Annotated in this window: 13 protein-coding genes; 4 read left to right on the forward strand and 9 right to left on the reverse strand. The window is 63.6% G+C overall.

The window, feature by feature from the left end:
- Window positions 1–4: 4 nt before the first annotated feature.
- Window positions 5–1,366, reverse strand: a complete 1,362-nt coding sequence (gene radA, locus B4F07_RS08220; RefSeq protein ID WP_293698592.1) for a DNA repair protein RadA — start codon at window positions 1,364–1,366, stop codon at window positions 5–7.
- A 233-nt stretch (window positions 1,367–1,599) separates the two neighbouring features.
- Here radA and fsa point away from each other — a divergent pair, with 233 nt between their 5' ends.
- The 3 genes from fsa to B4F07_RS08235 all read left to right on the forward strand — a co-directional run bounded on the left by fsa (window position 1,600) and on the right by B4F07_RS08235 (window position 4,720).
- Window positions 1,600–2,250 carry a fructose-6-phosphate aldolase gene (gene fsa / locus B4F07_RS08225; RefSeq protein ID WP_293698595.1) on the forward strand — a complete coding sequence of 217 codons (651 nt, stop codon included), beginning with the start codon at window positions 1,600–1,602 and terminating at the stop codon, window positions 2,248–2,250.
- 170 nt (window positions 2,251–2,420) lie between these two features.
- Window positions 2,421–3,215 carry an enoyl-CoA hydratase-related protein gene (locus B4F07_RS08230; protein ID WP_293698598.1) on the forward strand — a complete coding sequence of 265 codons (795 nt, stop codon included), beginning with the start codon at window positions 2,421–2,423 and terminating at the stop codon, window positions 3,213–3,215.
- Window positions 3,200–4,720, forward strand: coding sequence for an acetyl-CoA acetyltransferase (locus tag B4F07_RS08235; RefSeq protein ID WP_293698600.1), 1,521 nt, complete (start codon window positions 3,200–3,202; stop codon window positions 4,718–4,720). Before B4F07_RS08230 ends, B4F07_RS08235 begins: the two co-directional genes overlap by 16 nt.
- A gap of 118 nt (window positions 4,721–4,838) precedes the next feature.
- Here B4F07_RS08235 and B4F07_RS08240 read toward each other — a convergent pair whose 3' ends face one another.
- Window positions 4,839–6,338, reverse strand: a complete 1,500-nt coding sequence (locus B4F07_RS08240; RefSeq protein ID WP_293698603.1) for an aldehyde dehydrogenase family protein — start codon at window positions 6,336–6,338, stop codon at window positions 4,839–4,841.
- A 98-nt stretch (window positions 6,339–6,436) separates the two neighbouring features.
- Between B4F07_RS08240 and acs the strand changes: the two genes are divergently transcribed.
- A complete protein-coding gene (gene acs, locus B4F07_RS08245) occupies window positions 6,437–8,401 on the forward strand; it encodes an acetate--CoA ligase (RefSeq protein WP_293698605.1) in 1,965 nt (654 codons plus the stop codon).
- 101 nt (window positions 8,402–8,502) lie between these two features.
- On the opposite strand, the gene B4F07_RS08250 is transcribed toward acs, so the two are convergent.
- From B4F07_RS08250 to secA, 7 genes are all read right to left on the reverse strand, one after another.
- The gene (locus tag B4F07_RS08250; protein WP_293698608.1) at window positions 8,503–9,690 is read right to left on the reverse strand and encodes a serine hydrolase domain-containing protein; all 1,188 of its coding nucleotides are present in this window, start codon (window positions 9,688–9,690) and stop codon (window positions 8,503–8,505) included.
- 46 nt (window positions 9,691–9,736) lie between these two features.
- The gene (locus B4F07_RS08255) at window positions 9,737–10,468 is read right to left on the reverse strand and encodes a peptidase (RefSeq protein ID WP_088440401.1); all 732 of its coding nucleotides are present in this window, start codon (window positions 10,466–10,468) and stop codon (window positions 9,737–9,739) included.
- A 47-nt stretch (window positions 10,469–10,515) separates the two neighbouring features.
- Complete coding sequence (locus B4F07_RS08260; protein WP_293698616.1) at window positions 10,516–11,319, reverse strand: transglutaminase family protein; 804 nt, start codon at window positions 11,317–11,319, stop codon at window positions 10,516–10,518.
- The gene (locus B4F07_RS08265; protein WP_293698619.1) at window positions 11,316–12,257 is read right to left on the reverse strand and encodes an alpha-E domain-containing protein; all 942 of its coding nucleotides are present in this window, start codon (window positions 12,255–12,257) and stop codon (window positions 11,316–11,318) included. Before B4F07_RS08265 ends, B4F07_RS08260 begins: the two co-directional genes overlap by 4 nt.
- The gene (locus B4F07_RS08270) at window positions 12,257–13,654 is read right to left on the reverse strand and encodes a circularly permuted type 2 ATP-grasp protein (RefSeq protein ID WP_293698622.1); all 1,398 of its coding nucleotides are present in this window, start codon (window positions 13,652–13,654) and stop codon (window positions 12,257–12,259) included. The genes B4F07_RS08265 and B4F07_RS08270 overlap by 1 nt, the downstream gene beginning before the upstream one ends.
- 188 nt (window positions 13,655–13,842) lie before the next feature.
- The gene (locus B4F07_RS08275) at window positions 13,843–14,577 is read right to left on the reverse strand and encodes a sulfite exporter TauE/SafE family protein (protein WP_293698624.1); all 735 of its coding nucleotides are present in this window, start codon (window positions 14,575–14,577) and stop codon (window positions 13,843–13,845) included.
- A 15-nt stretch (window positions 14,578–14,592) separates the two neighbouring features.
- The gene (gene secA, locus B4F07_RS08280) at window positions 14,593–17,328 is read right to left on the reverse strand and encodes a preprotein translocase subunit SecA (RefSeq protein WP_293698626.1); all 2,736 of its coding nucleotides are present in this window, start codon (window positions 17,326–17,328) and stop codon (window positions 14,593–14,595) included.
- Between the last annotated feature and the right edge of the window lie 49 nt (window positions 17,329–17,377).

The following is a 17,377-nucleotide window of genomic DNA, read 5'->3' on the forward strand; positions in this document are numbered from 1 at the left end:
GGGGCTAGTCGCGACCGAGCATCAGGTCAACGAGTTCGCCGAGCCGTTCGAAACCGGTCACCGAAATTCCGCCAACCGGCTTCATTCCCTTCGGCCCCCAGCCGCGCGAAAAACCCAGCTTAGCCGCTTCGCGCAGTCGCAATCCGTCGTGCGACACCTGCCGCACCTCGCCCGACAGCGACAGTTCGCCGAACACAATCGCATCGGCGGGCACCGGCCGTTCGCTGAACGCCGAAATCAGCGCCGCGGCGACCGCAAGATCGGCGGCGGGATCGGTCAGTCGGTAACCGCCCGCAATGTTGAGGTAGACCTCTGCCGCGCCCATTTGCAGCCCGCAGCGCGCTTCGAGCACCGCGAGCACCATCGCCAACCGCCCGCTGTCCCAGCCAACGACGGCGCGGCGCGGCGTCGCCCCGCTTGCCAGTCGCACGGTCAGCGCCTGCACCTCGACCAGCACCGGTCGGGTACCCTCCAACGCGGGAAACACCACTGATCCCGGCACGTCGCGGCTGCGGTCGGTCAGGAACAGGCTCGACGGGTTCGAAACCTCGCCCAGCCCCTCCTCGCCCATCGCAAACACCCCGATTTCGTCGGTGCCGCCAAAGCGGTTCTTCACCGCGCGCAGGATGCGATATTGGTGGCTGCGCTCGCCTTCGAACGCCAGCACCGTGTCGACCATATGCTCCAGCACTCGCGGACCCGCGATCGTCCCGTCCTTGGTGACATGGCCAACCAGCACGATCGCGGCGTCGCTGTCCTTGGCATAGCGGATCAGCTCCTGCGCGCTCGCGCGAACCTGGCTCACCGTCCCTGGCGCGCTGTCGATCAGGTCGCTGTGCATCGTCTGGATCGAATCGATCACGACGAAATCGGCGGTCTGCCGGTCGAGCGTCGCCAATATGTCGCGCACCGACGTCGCGCTGGCGAGCGCGACCGGCGCATTGCCGAGTCCCAGACGCTGCGCGCGCAGCCGCACCTGCGCTGCCGCCTCCTCGCCGCTGATGTAGACGACCGACTTGCCCGCCTGCGCCAGCCGTCCCGCCGCCTGCAACAACAGCGTCGACTTGCCGATCCCCGGATCGCCGCCGATCAACGTCGCCGATCCAGCGACGAAACCGCCGCCCAGCGCGCGGTCGAACTCGGCAATCCCGCAGAGCATCCGCTCGGGCATCTTGCTTTCGGCATTCAGCGTTTCGAGCGCGATCGTCCGCCCGCCTTTGCTCAGGTCGTGCTTGGCCGAAAAGACAGTTTCGCCGGCCTCTTCGACGAGCGTGTTCCATTCTCCGCAATCGGCGCACTGCCCTTGCCAGCGATAAGTGGCGGAGCCGCAATTCTGGCAGACATATTGGCGTTTCGCTTTGGCCATGCGTTCGCGCATAATCGGAACAAAGATGGAACGCTAGCCCTTTTCCGTCACCGCCAGCCCCTTCTCCATTCTCGTCACCCCGGACTTTGATCCGGGGTCCATGCGGCGCCGCTGCGATGGATGCCGGATCAAATCCGGCATGACGAAAGTGGGACAGGACGGTTCAGTTTTCCCTGCCGTTGCTCTAGGGCGAAAACCAATCCGAATCGCCCTTCCCACAGAAAGCCCGTCCCATGAAATTCTTCGCCGACACCGCCGAAATCGCCGACATTCAGGAACTCGCCGCAACCGGCCTCCTCGACGGGGTCACGACCAACCCGTCGCTGATCGCCAAGTCGGGCCGCGATTTCAAGGAAGTGACCCGCGAAATCTGCGCGCTGACGACCGGCCCCGTGTCGGCCGAAGTCGTCGCACTCGACCATGACACAATGATGAAGGAGGCCGAAATCCTCCGCCGCATCGCCGACAATGTCTGCATCAAGGTGCCGCTGACAATCGACGGACTGAAAACGTGCAAGGCGCTGACCAGCGACGGCACGATGGTCAATGTGACGCTCTGCTTCTCTGCCGCGCAGGCACTGCTCGCGGCGAAGGCGGGCGCGACCTTCGTTTCGCCCTTCGTCGGCCGTCACGACGACAATGGTTTCGACGGGATGCAGCTCATTTCCGACATCCGGCTGATCTACGACAATTATGGCTATGCGACGCAAATCCTGGTCGCCAGCGTCCGCCATGGCATCCATGTTCTCGAAGCTGCGAAGATCGGAGCCGATGTGATGACCGCACCGCCGTCGGTCATCAAGGGGCTGTTCAAGCATATCCTGACCGAAAAGGGCATCGAAGGATTCCTCGCCGACTGGGCAAAGACTGGGCAGTCGATCTGATAAACCGTCGCCCCCGCGAAGGCGGGGGCCGCTAGCGGTTTACGCAGCTATGCAGGACTAAACCGACAGCGGCCCCCGCCTTCGCGGGGGCGACGATTGTTTCTCCGCCCTTTACAGTTGACGTAAACGTCAACCAACCGCGATACTCGCCCGAAAGGGAGAGATTCGCGATGACCGACACCACGATCCTTACGACACGCCAGGGCCACATCCTGATCGTCACGATCAACCGGCCTGAAGCGCGTAACGCGGTCAACGCCGCGGTTCACATCGGCATCGGCACTGCGCTCGAAACCGCCGAAAACGACCCCGAAATCCGCGCCGTCATCATCACCGGTGCGGGCGACAAGAGCTTCTGCGCCGGCGCCGACCTCGTCGCCTTGTCGCGCGGCGAAAGCCTCTATCCCGACGATCCGGCGCAGCAAGCATGGGGTTTCGCCGGCATGGTATCCCACCCGATTTCGAAACCGATCATCGCCGCAGTCAACGGGTTTGCCTTTGGTGGCGGTTGCGAGATCGCGCTGATGAGTGACATCATCATCGCTGCCGACCATGCGCAATTCGGGCTGCCCGAGGTCAAGGTCGGGCTGTTCGCCGCGGCAGGCGGCGCTTTCCGATTGGCGCAGCAGCTGCCGCGCAAACTGGCGATGGAATATATGCTGACCGGCGATCCGATCCCCGCCGCGCGCGCCGCCGAGTTCGGGCTGGTCAACCATGTCGTGCCGCTCCCCGAGCTGATGCCCACCGCGATCGCGCTCGCTGAGAAGATCGCCGCCAACGCGCCCCTGTCGGTGCAGGCGTCGAAACGCGTCGCACTTGGCATCCAGGATGGGCGGATTGCTGCGGACGCCCCTTATTGGGAGCACAACACGATCGAACGCAGCGCGTTGATGCGCAGCGAGGATGCGCGCGAGGGCCCGCGCGCCTTTGCCGAGAAGCGCAAGCCCGAATGGAAAGCGCGCTAGTGATGGCGATGATTGATCCCGAACGCATCCCCGTCATCATCGGGGTCGGACAGGTGAATGATCGACCCACCGATCCCGACGACGGGCTGGATTCGCTCGGGCTGATGGTTGCGGCGCTGAAGCTCGCAGCGGACGATGCAGGCGTCTCGCTGGCCGACCTCGACAGCCTCGCGATCGTCGATCAGATCAGCTTTCACCACCTCGGCAAGCTGTGCGAACCCCTTGCCGCCGCGATCGGGGCGATGCCCGCGATCAATTATCAGTCCGCCGCGCCGCACGGCGACACCCCGGTGCGCCTGCTCAACGAGGCTGCGAACCGCATCGGCGCGGGCGAGGTCAAGCTCGCCACGATCGTCGGCGCCGAGGCATTGCGGACTGCCGCCGGGCGCGCCGCCAAGGCCGCGAGCGGCGAGGACAAAAGCTATAACGCGATCCGCAAGGTCGCGACCCGGCGCGAGCCCAATTACGCACAGCTGCACGGCCTCGCCGCCCCTGTCGATGTCTATCCGCTCTATGAAAATGCCACCCGCGCCGCATGGGGCCAGAGCCTGTCCGACGCGCAGGCCGAAAGCGCCGAAATCTGGTCGCGTTTTTCCGAAGTTGCCGCCGCGAACGACGGGGCATGGATCCGCAAGCCCGCCTCACCCGCCGACATCCTCCGCGTCGATGAGCGCAACCGCCCGATCGCCTTTCCCTATTCCAAGCTCATGGTCGCCAACTCGTCGGTCAATCAGGGCGCGGGCTTCATCGTCGCCAGCCTTGCCGAAGCGCGGCGGCGCGGTATCCCCGAAGACCGCCTGATCTACGTCGGCATGGGCGCCGCGGCCAAGGAACCCGCCAGCATCCTCCAACGCGACCGCTACGACGGCAGTGTCAGCATGGAAACGTCGATCACCCGCACCCTCGCGCTCAACGGCATGACGGCGCAGGATTTCGATCATGTCGAACTCTACAGCTGCTTTCCGTGCGTGCCGAAGATGGCGCGGCGCATCCTCGGCTGGCCGCTCGATCGCCCCGCAACGGTGTTCGGCGGGCTGACCTTCGGCGGCGGCCCGATCGCGAATTACATGAGCCATGCGATTGTCTCGATCGTGGAGCGGTTGCGCGCCGAGGGTCGCTATGGCTTCCTGTTCGCCAACGGCGGGTTCGCGACCGACAATCATTGCATCGTGCTGGGCAGCGAGCCGATCGCTGCGGCGAGCTTCCCACAAGATTTCGACTATCAGGCTGAGGCCGAAGCGAAGCGCGGACCTGTTCCTGAACTGGTCGAAGGTTATGCCGGATCGGCGACGATCGAGAGCTACACGGTCTTTTATGGCCGCGACGGGGCGCCAAAAGCGGGCGTGGTTGTCGCGCGGACACCAGAGGACAAGCGCACGCTGGCGCATGTCGATGTGAGCGATGCGGCGATGTTGGGGTTTCTGACGGACGGGGCGCAGGAGCCGGTTGGTACAGCGGGCCAAGTGGTTGCGCTCGAAGAAGGCTTCGGCTGGCGGGCGGATTGACGCCACCCTCCCTGTTCCGTTCGCATCGAGCGAAGTCGAGATGCCCATCGGTCGTGTACGGCTTCACGGTGTCTCGACTTCGCTCGACACGAACGGGGTTTTGAGTGGCCGCTCGCCATCAAAGTTCGAAACTCACCCCCTGCGCCAGCGGCAGCGCATCCGAATAGTTGATCGTGTTGGTCGCACGCCGCATATATTGGCGCCAGCTGTCCGACCCGCTTTCGCGCCCGCCACCGGTCTCCTTTTCGCCGCCAAACGCCCCACCAATCTCGGCGCCGCTCGTCCCCAGATTGACGTTCGCGATGCCGCAGTCGCTTGCCGCCAAAAACCGCTCGGCCTCGCGCACATCGGTGGTGAAAATCGCCGACGAGAGCCCTGCGGCGACGTCGTTGTGAAGCTCGATCACCGCGTCCAGATCATAATAGCGCATGACATAGAGGATCGGCGCAAAGGTCTCTTCGAGCACCGGCCCGACCTGCCCCGGCATTTCGACCAGCGCGGGACGCACATAGAAGCTCGCGCCGTCACCGACGCGTTCGCCGCCCTGTACGACGCCGCCGACCGCCTTTGCCGCAACCAGAGCCTCCTGCATCGTCTCATAGGCCGCGCGATCGATCAGCGGCCCGACCAACACCGCGCCCTCCAGCGGATTGCCGACGCGGACGCTGGCATAGGCGGCCTTCAACCGGGCCACGAAGCCGTCGTAGATACTGTCGTGCAGGAACAACCGCCGCGTGGTCGTGCAGCGCTGCCCCGCGGTCCCCATCGCCCCGAAAGCCACGCCGCGCAGCGCAAGGTCGAGGTCAGCCGAAGGCGCAACGATCACACCATTGTTCCCGCCGAGCTCCAGGATCGCGCGCGCGAAACGCTCGGCTAGCCGCGGCGCCACCGCGCGCCCCATGCGCGTCGATCCCGTCGCCGACACCAGCACGACGCGCTTGTCGTCGATCAGCGCCTGGCCCGCTTCGCGCCCGCCAATCATCAGTTGCGATAGCCCTTCGGGCGCATCGCCGAAGCGTGCGACCGCGCGCTCGAAAATCGCCTGTGTTGCGAGGGCGGTAAGCGGCGTTTTTTCCGATGGCTTCCAAACCACGCTGTTGCCGCACACCAGCGCCAGCGACGCGTTCCATGCCCACACCGCGACCGGGAAGTTGAACGCCGAAATGACGCCGACAACGCCCAGCGGGTGCCAGACCTCCATCATCCGATGCCCCGGCCGTTCGGTTGCGATCGTCAGCCCGTACAGCTGGCGCGACAGCCCGACCGCGAAGTCGCAGATGTCGATCATCTCCTGCACCTCGCCCGCGCTCTCGGCCGGGATCTTGCCCGCCTCGATCGTCACCAGCCGGGCCAGATCGTCCTTCGCCGCACGCAATTCTTCGCCCCACAGCCGTACCAGTTCGCCGCGGCGCGGGGCGGGAACATGACGCCAGCTGCGGAACGCGGCGCTCGCCCGATCGAGCCGCTCGTCGATTGCCGCGGCATCGACGATCTGGACCATGCCAAGCTGTTCGCCGGTAAGCGGCGTCACCGCTGGCATCGACCCGTCGGTCCACAACGCGCGGGAAACCCCCAGCCGGTCCAGCAGATCACCCGTCGATTGGCCCAGTTGAACCATAGTCCGCCCCTTTGTCGGCGCCATCACGCCTTGCAACTTGTAACGTGCGGGTTATCGCAGCCAGCAAGCGAGTCAAATCGAAAGCGGGAGAAGCAGCCGTGTCCGACCTACCCCCCTCCGAACCCCTCGTCCCCGTTCCCGCCGACGCTGCCGCGAATACGCATTGCACCGCCGCCGATTACGACCGGCTTTACCGGCAGAGCGTCGATGACCCCGACGGTTTCTGGGCCGGACAGGCAAAGCGCGTCGATTGGATCACCACGCCCAATAGGATCGCCAACTGGTCCTACGATCCGGTGTCGATCAAATGGTATGAGGATGGCGTCCTCAACCTGTGCCATAATGCCGTCGATCGCCACGTCGCGGCAGGCCTTGGCGACCGCACCGCGATCATTTTCGAACCCGACGCCCCCGACGGCGAGACGCGCACGATCAGCTATGCGGCGCTGCTCGTCGACGTCATCCGCTTCGCCAATACGCTGAAAAAGATGGGCGTCCAAAAGGGCGACCGCGTCACAATCTATATGCCGATGATCCCCGAAGGCGCGATCGCGATGCTCGCCTGCGCGCGGATCGGCGCGGTGCACAGCGTCGTCTTCGGCGGCTTCTCGCCCGAAGCGATCCATGGCCGGATCGAGGATTGCGCCAGCGACTGGGTGATCTGCGCCGATGAAGGGTTGCGCGGCGGCAAGGTGGTTCCGCTAAAGGCCAATGTCGACAAGGCGCTCGAACGCGTCGACGTCAAAGCCGTGCTCGTCATCGCCCACACCGGCGGCGACGTGAGCATGAAGGAAGGCCGCGACCATTGGTACGACGCGCTCTCCGCCGATGTCGGCGACACCTGCCCGTGCGAGCCGATGAACGCCGAGGATCCGCTGTTCATCCTCTACACCTCGGGATCGACCGGCAAGCCCAAGGGCGTGCTCCATACCGTCGGCGGCTATAGTGTCTGGACCGCCAGCACCTTCTACTATGGCTTCGATTATCGTCCCGGCGAGATTTTCTGGTGCACCGCCGACATCGGCTGGGTCACCGGCCACAGCTATGTCGTTTACGGCCCGCTCCAGAACGGCGCGACGACTTTAATGTTCGAGGGCGTACCCAATCATCCCGACCATGACCGCTTCTGGCAGGTCGTCGACAAGCACAAGGTCAACATCCTCTACACCGCGCCGACCGCGATCCGCGCGCTGATGCGCGAGGGCGACGACTATGTGACGCGCCACGACCTCAGCTCGATCCGCCTGCTCGGCAGCGTCGGCGAGCCGATCAATCCCGAGGCGTGGCGCTGGTACAGCCAACTCGTCGGCAAGGGCCGCGTCCCCGTCATCGACACCTGGTGGCAGACCGAGACCGGCGGGATCATGATCACCACCCTGCCCGGCGCGCATGCGATGCAACCGGGGAGCGCAGGCAAGCCGTTCTTCGGCATCCGCCCGGAACTGGTCGATGCCGAGGGCAAGACGCTCGTCTGCGAACAGACCGGCGGCGCGGCCGAAGGCAATCTGTGCATCACGCACAGCTGGCCCGGGCAGGCGCGGACGATCTACGGCGATCACGGCCGTTTCGCCGAAACCTATTTTTCAACCTACAAAGGCAAATACTTCACCGGCGATGGCTGCCGCCGCGATGCCGACGGTTATTGGCGGATCACCGGGCGGGTCGACGATGTCATCAACGTGTCGGGCCACCGCATGGGCACCGCCGAGGTCGAAAGCGCGCTCGTGCTGCACGACCTGGTCGCCGAGGCCGCGGTCGTCGGCTTCCCGCATGACATCAAGGGTCAGGGCATCTACGCCTATGTGACGCTCAACGCCGGGGTTGAGCCGACCGACGAAGTGGCCGCAGCGCTCAGGCAGCAAGTCCGCAAGGAAATCGGCCCGATCGCGACGCCCGACCATATCCATCTGACGCCCGGCTTGCCGAAAACACGTAGCGGCAAGATCATGCGGCGGATTTTGCGCAAGATTGCGGAGAATGACTTCGGATCGCTGGGCGATACGTCGACGCTGGCCGATCCGAGTTTGGTCGATGGGCTGATCGAGGGACGGAAGAACCGCTAAGAATTGTCGCCCCCGCGAAGGCGGGGGCCGCTGTCGGTTTACGCAGCGAGGCAGGGTAAGGCCGATTGCGGCGCCCGCCTTCGCGGGGCGACGATTAACGGCTATTCCGCCAGCGCCTCGCACAAGCGATCAGTCGCGAGCGCAATCCGCGATTCCGCCGTATCGCGATTGGCCGCGCTGTTCTGCACGCTACGGGTTTCGGTATTGAACGCCAGCAGGCTCCCGACCCTCTGATCGGGACAAAAGCTCAGATAGGCGCGAAAGCCGTTCTGGTCGCCATTGTGCCCGACGAACCGCACCGCGGCGCTGCGATCGATGAAGAAGGACAGCCCGCTCTGCGTCGTCGTCGCCATGCGGCCCTGCGTGAAGTCCTCGCCCGTCGCGATTTGCGGTGCCCACATTTCCTCGAGCGACGAGCGCTTCAACACCCGATCATAGTCGGCCGCACGCGCCGAATCGCCGAGCAGGAACGCGAGATATTTTGCCATGTCGGGCATCGGCGCGTTGAGCCCGCCGTTCGACACCGTCACCCCGGTATCGACATCGAAGGGCGCCGCGACCCGCTTTCCCTCGCGGACAAAATAGCTGTGCGAGCGATGCGGCAGCAGGTGCGGCGGCGTGCGGTCGAAATAGCTGTAGTGCATGGCCAGCGGCTTCAGGATATTTTTGTCGATATAGACTTCATAATCCTCGCCCGACAGCCGCTCGATCACCTGTCCCAGATAGACGATGCCGGGGTTGGAATAGCCGAACCGGCTGCCCGACTTAAACTCGACCGCGGTGTAGGGCAGCATCGCCGCCAGCTGCGACCAGTCGGCGGGCTCGAACGGCTGCCAGTCATGATCGCGCCACGGCCATGTTCCGCTCCGAAAGCCCGCGCTGTGGCTCATCAACTGGCGCAGCGTGATCGCGCCGGTGTCGCTATAGGGATTATGCACCGCCGCGAGCTCGGGGACATATTTGACGATCGGGTCGTCGAGCGACAGCAGCCCGCGGTCGCGCAACTGCATGATCGCGATGCCGGTCATCGTCTTGGTCACCGATGCCCAATGATAGATCGTCCGGGCATCCACCGGGACGTTCGCCTCGACATCCTGCTCGCCCAGATGATTGGCAGCGACGGTCTGCCCGTCGCGGACAACGTAGAAGCTGCTGCCCGCGATATTCGCCTTGCGCATTTCGGCGCGATGCACCGCACGAAAATCGTCCAGCGCCTTGTCGAAGCGCGCCTCGTCCGCGGCCGCTGGCGTGGCCGTCAAAACAAGCGCGGCGTCAATCCAGCGCATCATGGCAATCCCTCCCGGTATGGCATCGGGCGACGGTGGCCGAAGGCGATCAGAAATGAAAGTCGGGAAGCTCGGCCAGCGCGATCCCCAGCGCTTCGGCCCAGCCGTTGGCAACGCTGTCGAAATAGGGATCGCCGCGCTCGAAGCGCCGCTCGCGCACCGTCGTATAATCGTCGCGCTCGTGAATCTTGAGGTCGATCGGCAAATCGACCCCGGCGTTGGCGCGGATCGTCGAGTCGAATGACACGCAGAGCAGTTTTACCGCATCCTCGAACGACATCGCTGGATCATAGGACCGCACGATGATCGGGCGGCCATATTTGGTTTCACCGATCTGAAAGAACGGATTGTCCTCACCCGCTTCGATAAAATTGCCCTCGGGATAGATCAGGAACAACCGCGGTTCGGCACCCTTGATCTGCCCGCCAATGATTAGCGAGGCGCGAAAGGGAGATGCCGCCGCCGGTCCCTCGGCGTTATGGCGCATCACGATCTGACGCAGCGTTTCCCCGACGATCGTCGCGATCTGGAACATTGACGGCGCTTCGAGGATCGACGGGTGACGGTCTTCCGGCGCTTTCGTCCGTTCGTCGAGCAGGCTGACCACCGCCTGCGTCGTCGCCAGATTGCCCGCCGACATCAACGTGATCACGCGCTCGCCCGGGACATGCCAGCTGCGCATCTTGCGCACCTGCGCAATGTCGTCGACGCCCGCATTGGTGCGGGTGTCCGACATGAACACCAGCCCCTTGTTGAGCCGCATTCCCACGCAATAAGTCATCGAATCCCGTACCCCGCCCCGGATCGTTCCCTGTCCCCGCAGTCCGCTTATTGCTGGACCTGCAATTGAACAACCAGATTTTCTTGCGCCGCACCATAGCGCATGCCGCGAACGGGCGCGGCATCGCGGTAATCGAGCCCTGTCGCGACGCGGATGTAGCGCTGGTCGGGCGAATGGCCGTTGCTGACGTCGAACCCAATCCAGCCGATATGATCGAAATGCGCCTCCGCCCACGCGTGCGTTGCATCCTGCTGCGTCCGGTCGTTCATCATCAGATAGCCCGACACATAGCGCGCGGGGTGCCCCAGATGGCGCATCGCGGCGATGAAGATATGGGCGTGATCCTGGCACACTCCGCCCTCGCTGCCGAGCGCCTGTTCGGCGGTGGTCTCCGCATCGGTAAAGCCGATCCGGTACGCCAGCCGGTCGATGATCAATGCCGACAGCGCATGGGCGCGCTCGATGTCATTGGCGTGATCGCGGCCCAGCTGCGCGGTCAGCGCGCGCACTTGCCGCCCCGCGCGCGTCAGCGGGGTCGGCCGCAGAAAGGTCCACAGCGGCATGGCGCCGCGGTGCGCCCCGATCACCCCATCCCATGTCTCCAGTTCCACCGTGCCATGGCAACGGATCGTCAGCTCGGTCACTCCGCCATCGATCGCAATCAGATCGACGCCGTTGCCGTGATGATCGGTATAATGCAGCTGTTGCGCGCCGCCGTCGATGTCGATTGCCCAGTCGACGATATGCTGCTGCCCCGGCCGGTCCTTGGGCGTCAGCTTGAGCTGCTGCAGCGCATATTTGACCGGCGCATCATATTGATAGCGGGTGATATGTTCGACACGAAGTTTCATTCGACAAACCGATAATCGCGCTCGACCTGCCGCGCGAGGTTGGCAGTATCGCGCAGGAAGCCGGTCACATATTGGTGGAGCCCGCCGTCGAAGATCGACTGGATCGGGGCGTTGAGTTTGTCATAGTTCAGCGCATGGGCCAGCCGACGCGCTTCGGTTTCTTCACCATAATGGCGTTGCAGCTGGGTGAGATGGTTTTCCATCCGCTCGCTGCAAAAAGCCAGGCTGCGCGGCATCTGGCGATAGAGGATCAGAAACTCGGCGATCTTCAGCGCACTGATTTCTGCCCCGTAAAGCCAGCGATAGGCGCGGTGCGCCGACACCGATCGCAGGATCGTTTCCCACTGCACATTGTCGATCGAGGTGCCGATGTGCGCGACCGAAGGCAGCAACAAATAGTATTTGACGTCGAGAATACGCGCCGTGTTGTCGGCACGCTCCAGATAGGTGCCGAGCAGCGCAAAATGATAGCCGTCATTGCGCAGCATCGTGCCGTTCAGCGCGCCGCGGACCTGCGCGCTCTGCTGGCGGATCGTCGTCAACACGTCTGGCAGATCGTCCTCGCGGACCTGCCGCTTGAGCAGTGCGACCAGCGTCATCCAGCTGGTGTTGACCGCTTCCCATGTCTCGCGCGTCAACGCGGTGCGCGCGGTGCGCGCATTGTCGCGCGCCTGCCGGATCACCGACAGGATGCTCGACGGATTGGCGGGGTCGCGGAGCAGGAAATCGATCACCCGCGCCGAGCTATAGTCGCCATGCGCCGCCTGAAACGCCTGATTGACCCCTGCAGTCACCAGAACCGATTTCCATTCGGCAGCCGCGGTCTGCGAACGGGTGAGCGCGATGCGAAACCCCGCGTCGATAAGGCGGGCGTTGTTTTCGCTACGCTCAAGATAGCGCGCCATCCAGAAGAGGCTGCCTGCGGTCTTGCCCAGCATCAGTCTTCCAATACCCAGGTATCTTTGGTCCCGCCGCCCTGGCTCGAATTCACCACCAGCGATCCCCGCGTCATCGCAACGCGGGTCAGCCCGCCAGGGGTGATCGTGATCCCCTGCGGCGACATCAGCACGAACGGCCGCAGATCGACATGGCGCGGCGCCAGTCCCTTCTTGGTGAAGATCGGCACCGTCGACAGCGACAGCGTCGGCTGCGCGATATAATTGCCCGGGTTCGCTTCCAGCTTGGCACGAAACGCCGCCAGCTCCTTCTTGCTTGCGGCGGGGCCGACGAGCATCCCGTATCCGCCCGATCCATGGACTTCCTTGACCACCAGCTCGGGCAGGCGGTCGAGCACCTCGCGCAGATGCTCGGGCTCCGAACAGCGCCAAGTCGGTACATTGGGCAGCAGCGCCTTTTCGCCGGTATAAAATTCGATGATGTCGGGCATGTAGCTGTACAACGCCTTGTCGTCGGCGATGCCGGTCCCCGGTGCATTGGCAATCGTGATGCCACCCGCGCGATAGACGTCCCAGATGCCCGGCACGCCCAGCATCGAGTCGGGCCGGAAGTTCAGCGGATCGAGGAAATCATCATCAACCCGGCGGTAGAGGACGTCGATCGCCTTATAACCCTGCGTCGTGCGCATCGCGACGCGCCCGTCGACGACGCGCAGGTCGTGCCCCTCGACCAGTTCGGCGCCCATATGGTCGGCCAGATAGCTATGTTCATAATAGGCGCTGTTGTGGATGCCGGGAGTCAGCACCGCGACGGTCGGCGTCCCGCCGCAGGCGGGCGGCGCGCAGGCGGCGAGCGATTTCAGCAGGTTAATCGGATAGTCGCTGACCTCGCGCACCGGCACTTTCGCGAACAACTCGGGAAACATCTGGAGCATCGTTTCGCGGTTTTCGAGCATGTACGACACCCCCGACGGGGTGCGCGCATTATCCTCGAGCACATAAAATTCATTGGCGCCGGTGCGCACGATGTCGGTGCCGCTGATGTGGGTATAGATGCCCCCTGGCGGGTCGAGCCCCATCATCATCGGCAGGAACGCGGCGTTGCCAGCGATCAGATCGGTCGGCACCCGGCCCGCGCGCAAAATTTCTTGCCGATGATAGATGTCGTACAGAAAGGCGTTGAGCGCGCGGACGCGCTGTTCGATGCCGCGCGACAGGCGGCGCCATTCGCTGGCGGAGATAATGCGCGGCACGACGTCGAACGGGATCAGCCGCTCGTCGCCATCGACCGCGCCATAGACGTTAAAGGTGATCCCGGTGGTGCGGAACAGCGCCTCGGCCTGCACCGCCTTGTGCTGGATGCGCGCCACATCCTCGGCCTCGAACCACCCGCAATACTCTCGATAGGGCGATCGGGTTTCGCCCTCCTGGCTGTTCATTTCATCAAAAAAGGAAATGCGCCTGCCCTTTCCACGCAACGTGCCAACCCATGCCGCGCGCCCGATGTCTTCGACCTGCGCGGCGCATCCTGTTCCAGCTGCTGCGTCGCTCGTCAGCTACATGGCCGCCAAGCTTATACACGCGATGCTAGCACCGCCGCACGGGAAGGCAAGCGCCCAAAAAAGCGTTATAAACCAGACAACAGGCGGAGTGCGACGAAACCGACAAGCAAGGCGGTGAGCCGCCGGATCAGCGCCGCGGGTCCGCTCTTCACCGCCAGCTGAGTCCCGATAGCACCGCCGATCAGCACCGCAACCAGCAGCGGCCAATGGCTGGCGACCGCGCCGATCATCTCGCTGCCCTTGCCTTTCAGCAGCTGGCCGGTCAGTCCGAACAGGCTGTTGACGAGGATGAACAGGCTCGCGGTCGCGGCGACCGACCGCGCTTCGGCCCAGCGGATCAGGTGGAGGATCGGGGCGAGAAAGATGCCGCCGCCGATGCCGACGACGCCCGCGAGAAAGCCAAGCGCCGCCGCAATCGGCAGCAGAAAATTGGGCGACACCTGCACGGGCTTGGTCGTCTGCGGCTGGATCAGCAGCGCGACCGCCGAGGCAAGCAAGGACAGGCCAAGCAGGACAACAAGTACCCCCTGCTTCACCGGCGTCAGGCCGCCAAGAAAGGCCAGCGGCGCCGCGACGGCGACCAGCGGCAGCGCCTTCGCCCACGGCATCACTCCCGCGCGCGCAAAGCGGATCGTGCCGCCGCTGACAACGATGATATTGCACGCCAGGCTGATCACCGGAACAAGCCCGACCGCGACGCCGCCCAGCAGCAGCAAGGCGGTGTAGGTCGATCCGCCGCCGAAACCGACCGCGGCATAGAGCAGCGCGGTCAGGCCAAAGAGCGCGGCCAGCCCGGTCATCGCGTCAGATCGGCGTCAAATCTGGCCGTGGCAATGCTTGTACTTGCGGCCCGAACCGCAGGGGCACGGCGCGTTGCGGCTGATTTCCAACGACGCATAGGGATTCTCGCCCTCTGGCATATCGGGCCGCGGGATCTGCATCGGCGGCAGCGTGTTCGCGATCACGCCCAGACCGCCGCTGTCAATGTCCGCGCTATTGTCCTCACCCGTGAAAGGATCGATATGCGTCGTCAGGAAATCGGGAAGATCAGGCAGCGGCATCGGCTCGGGTTCTTCAAAGCGCAGGTCGATGCGCGCCACGGTGCGGGTTACATCCTCGCGGATGTTCGACAACATGCGTTCGAACAGCGCAAAGGCTTCCTGCTTATATTCGTTGATCGGCTGCTTCTGCGCATAGGCGCGCAGGAACACCACCTGGCGCAGCGCATCGAGCGTCGCCAGATGCTCTTTCCATTGATGGTCGAGCGTCTGGAGCAGCACCGACTTTTCGATGCCACGCCATGTGTTGGGATCGACAAGCGCCGCCTTTTCGGCTGCGACCGCATCGGCCATCGCCTGAAGGCGTTCCTCGAACATTTCAGGCTCGACCGCGTCTTCCTGCATCCAGTCGTCGATCGGCGGATGAAGGTCGAGGATATTGGCGACGCGCTCCTTCATCCCTTCGATGTCCCACTGTTCAGGATAACTTCCCGGCGGGCAGGCGTCGGCGACGATCGCGTTGACCGTTTCGGCGCGCATCGCGGTCATCACATCGTCGACGGTTTCGCTATCGATGATGTCCCCGCGCTGTTCGTAGATCACCTTGCGCTGGTCGTTCATGACGTTGTCATATTCGACGACCTGTTTGCGGATGTCGTAATTGCGCGCTTCGACCTTTTTCTGTGCGGTCTCGATCGCTTTCGATAGCCATTTCGACCCGATCGCTTCGCCATCCTCCAGATTCTTGTTCATCATCTTGGAGAACAAGGTGTCGGGACCAAAAATGCGCAGCAGATCGTCGTCAAGGCAGAGGTAGAATTTCGACAGGCCCGGATCGCCCTGACGCCCCGAACGACCGCGCAGCTGGTTGTCGATACGGCGGCTTTCGTGCCGCTCGGTCGCGAGCACGAACAGCCCGCCCGCGGCCTTTACCGCTTCGCGTTCAGCAGCGACTTCGGCATGGATGCGCGCGATCGCGGCTTCGCGCTCGGGGCCTTCGGGCATGTCCTTCAGCTCGTCATCGATGCGGAATTCTTCGTTACCGCCCAATTTGATGTCGGTGCCGCGGCCCGCCATGTTGGTCGCGATGGTCACCGCGCCGGTGCGTCCGGCCTGCGCAACGATATGCGCCTCGCTCTCGTGGAAACGCGCATTGAGGACGCTGTGCGCGACGCCTTCCTTTTCCAGATAGGACGACAGCAGCTCGGACTTTTCGATCGACACCGTGCCGACCAGCACCGGCTGACCGCGCTCGTTCGCCTCGCGGATCGTCTTGGCGATGGCGCCGAATTTGTCGGTGATATTCTTGTAGAATTCATCCTCATCGTCGATGCGCGCGATCGGGCGGTTGGTCGGGATGTTGACGACATTCATCTTGTAGATGTCAAAAAATTCGGCGGCCTCGGTCGCCGCAGTGCCGGTCATGCCCGACAGCTTGGGATACATGCGGAAATAATTCTGGAAGGTGATCGACGCGAGGGTCTGGTTCTCCGGCTCGATCTGCACGCCTTCCTTCGCCTCGACCGCCTGGTGCAGGCCGTCGGACCAGCGGCGTCCGTCCATCATGCGGCCGGTGAATTCGTCGATGATCACGACCTTGCCGTCCTTGACGATATAGTCGGTGTCGATGCGGAACATCTGGATCGCCTTCAACGCCTGATTGACGTGATGGACGACCTGGGTGTTCTCGATGTCGTAAAGGTTGCTTCCCTGGAGCAGCCCTGCGGCCTCCAGCAGCCGCTCGACATGCTCGGTGCCATCCTCGGTCAGGCTGATCGATTTTGATTTTTCGTCCTTTTCATAATCCTCGTCGGTCAGCTGCAGCACGACCTCATTGACGCGGATATACAGCTCGGATTTGTCGTCGGTCGGGCCGGAGATGATCAGCGGGGTGCGCGCTTCGTCGATCAAGATCGAATCGACCTCATCGACGATCGCGAAATTGAAGGTGCGATGGACCATCTGCTGGCGGTCGAACTTCATATTGTCGCGCAGATAATCGAACCCCAGCTCGTTGTTCGTCGCATAGGTGATGTCGCTGGCATAGGCGTCGCGGCGCTGCATTTCGTTGAGGTTGGGGACGATGATCCCGGTCGTCAGCCCCAGGAAGCCATAGACCTGCCCCATCCATTCGGCGTCGCGGCGGGCGAGATAGTCGTTGACGGTCACGACATGGACGCCCTTGCCCTCCAGCGCGTTGAGATAGGCGGCAAGCGTCGCGACCAAAGTCTTGCCTTCACCCGTGCCCATTTCGGCAATCTCGCCGCGGTGCATGACGATGCCGCCGATCATCTGCACGTCGAAATGGCGCATCCCCAGCGTGCGAACCGCAGCTTCGCGCACCGTCGCAAAGGCTTCGGGCAGGATGTCGTCGAGCGTTTCGCCGGCGTCGAGGCGGGCGCGGAATTTCGGCGTCTGCGCCTGAAGCGTCGCGTCATCATACGCCTGCATCGTGGGTTCAAAGGCGTTGATCTTGTCGACGATCTTGCGGATCGAGGCGACATAACGGTCGTTGGACGAGCCGAACAGGCTCTTGGCGAGGCCAGAAAACATCTAGGATTCCTTGGGATATGAATGAAGAGGCGACCCGCGGGCCGCAAGG

The organism is Sphingopyxis sp. UBA6723 (genome assembly GCF_002454115.1).
Lineage (GTDB): Bacteria > Pseudomonadota > Alphaproteobacteria > Sphingomonadales > Sphingomonadaceae > Sphingopyxis.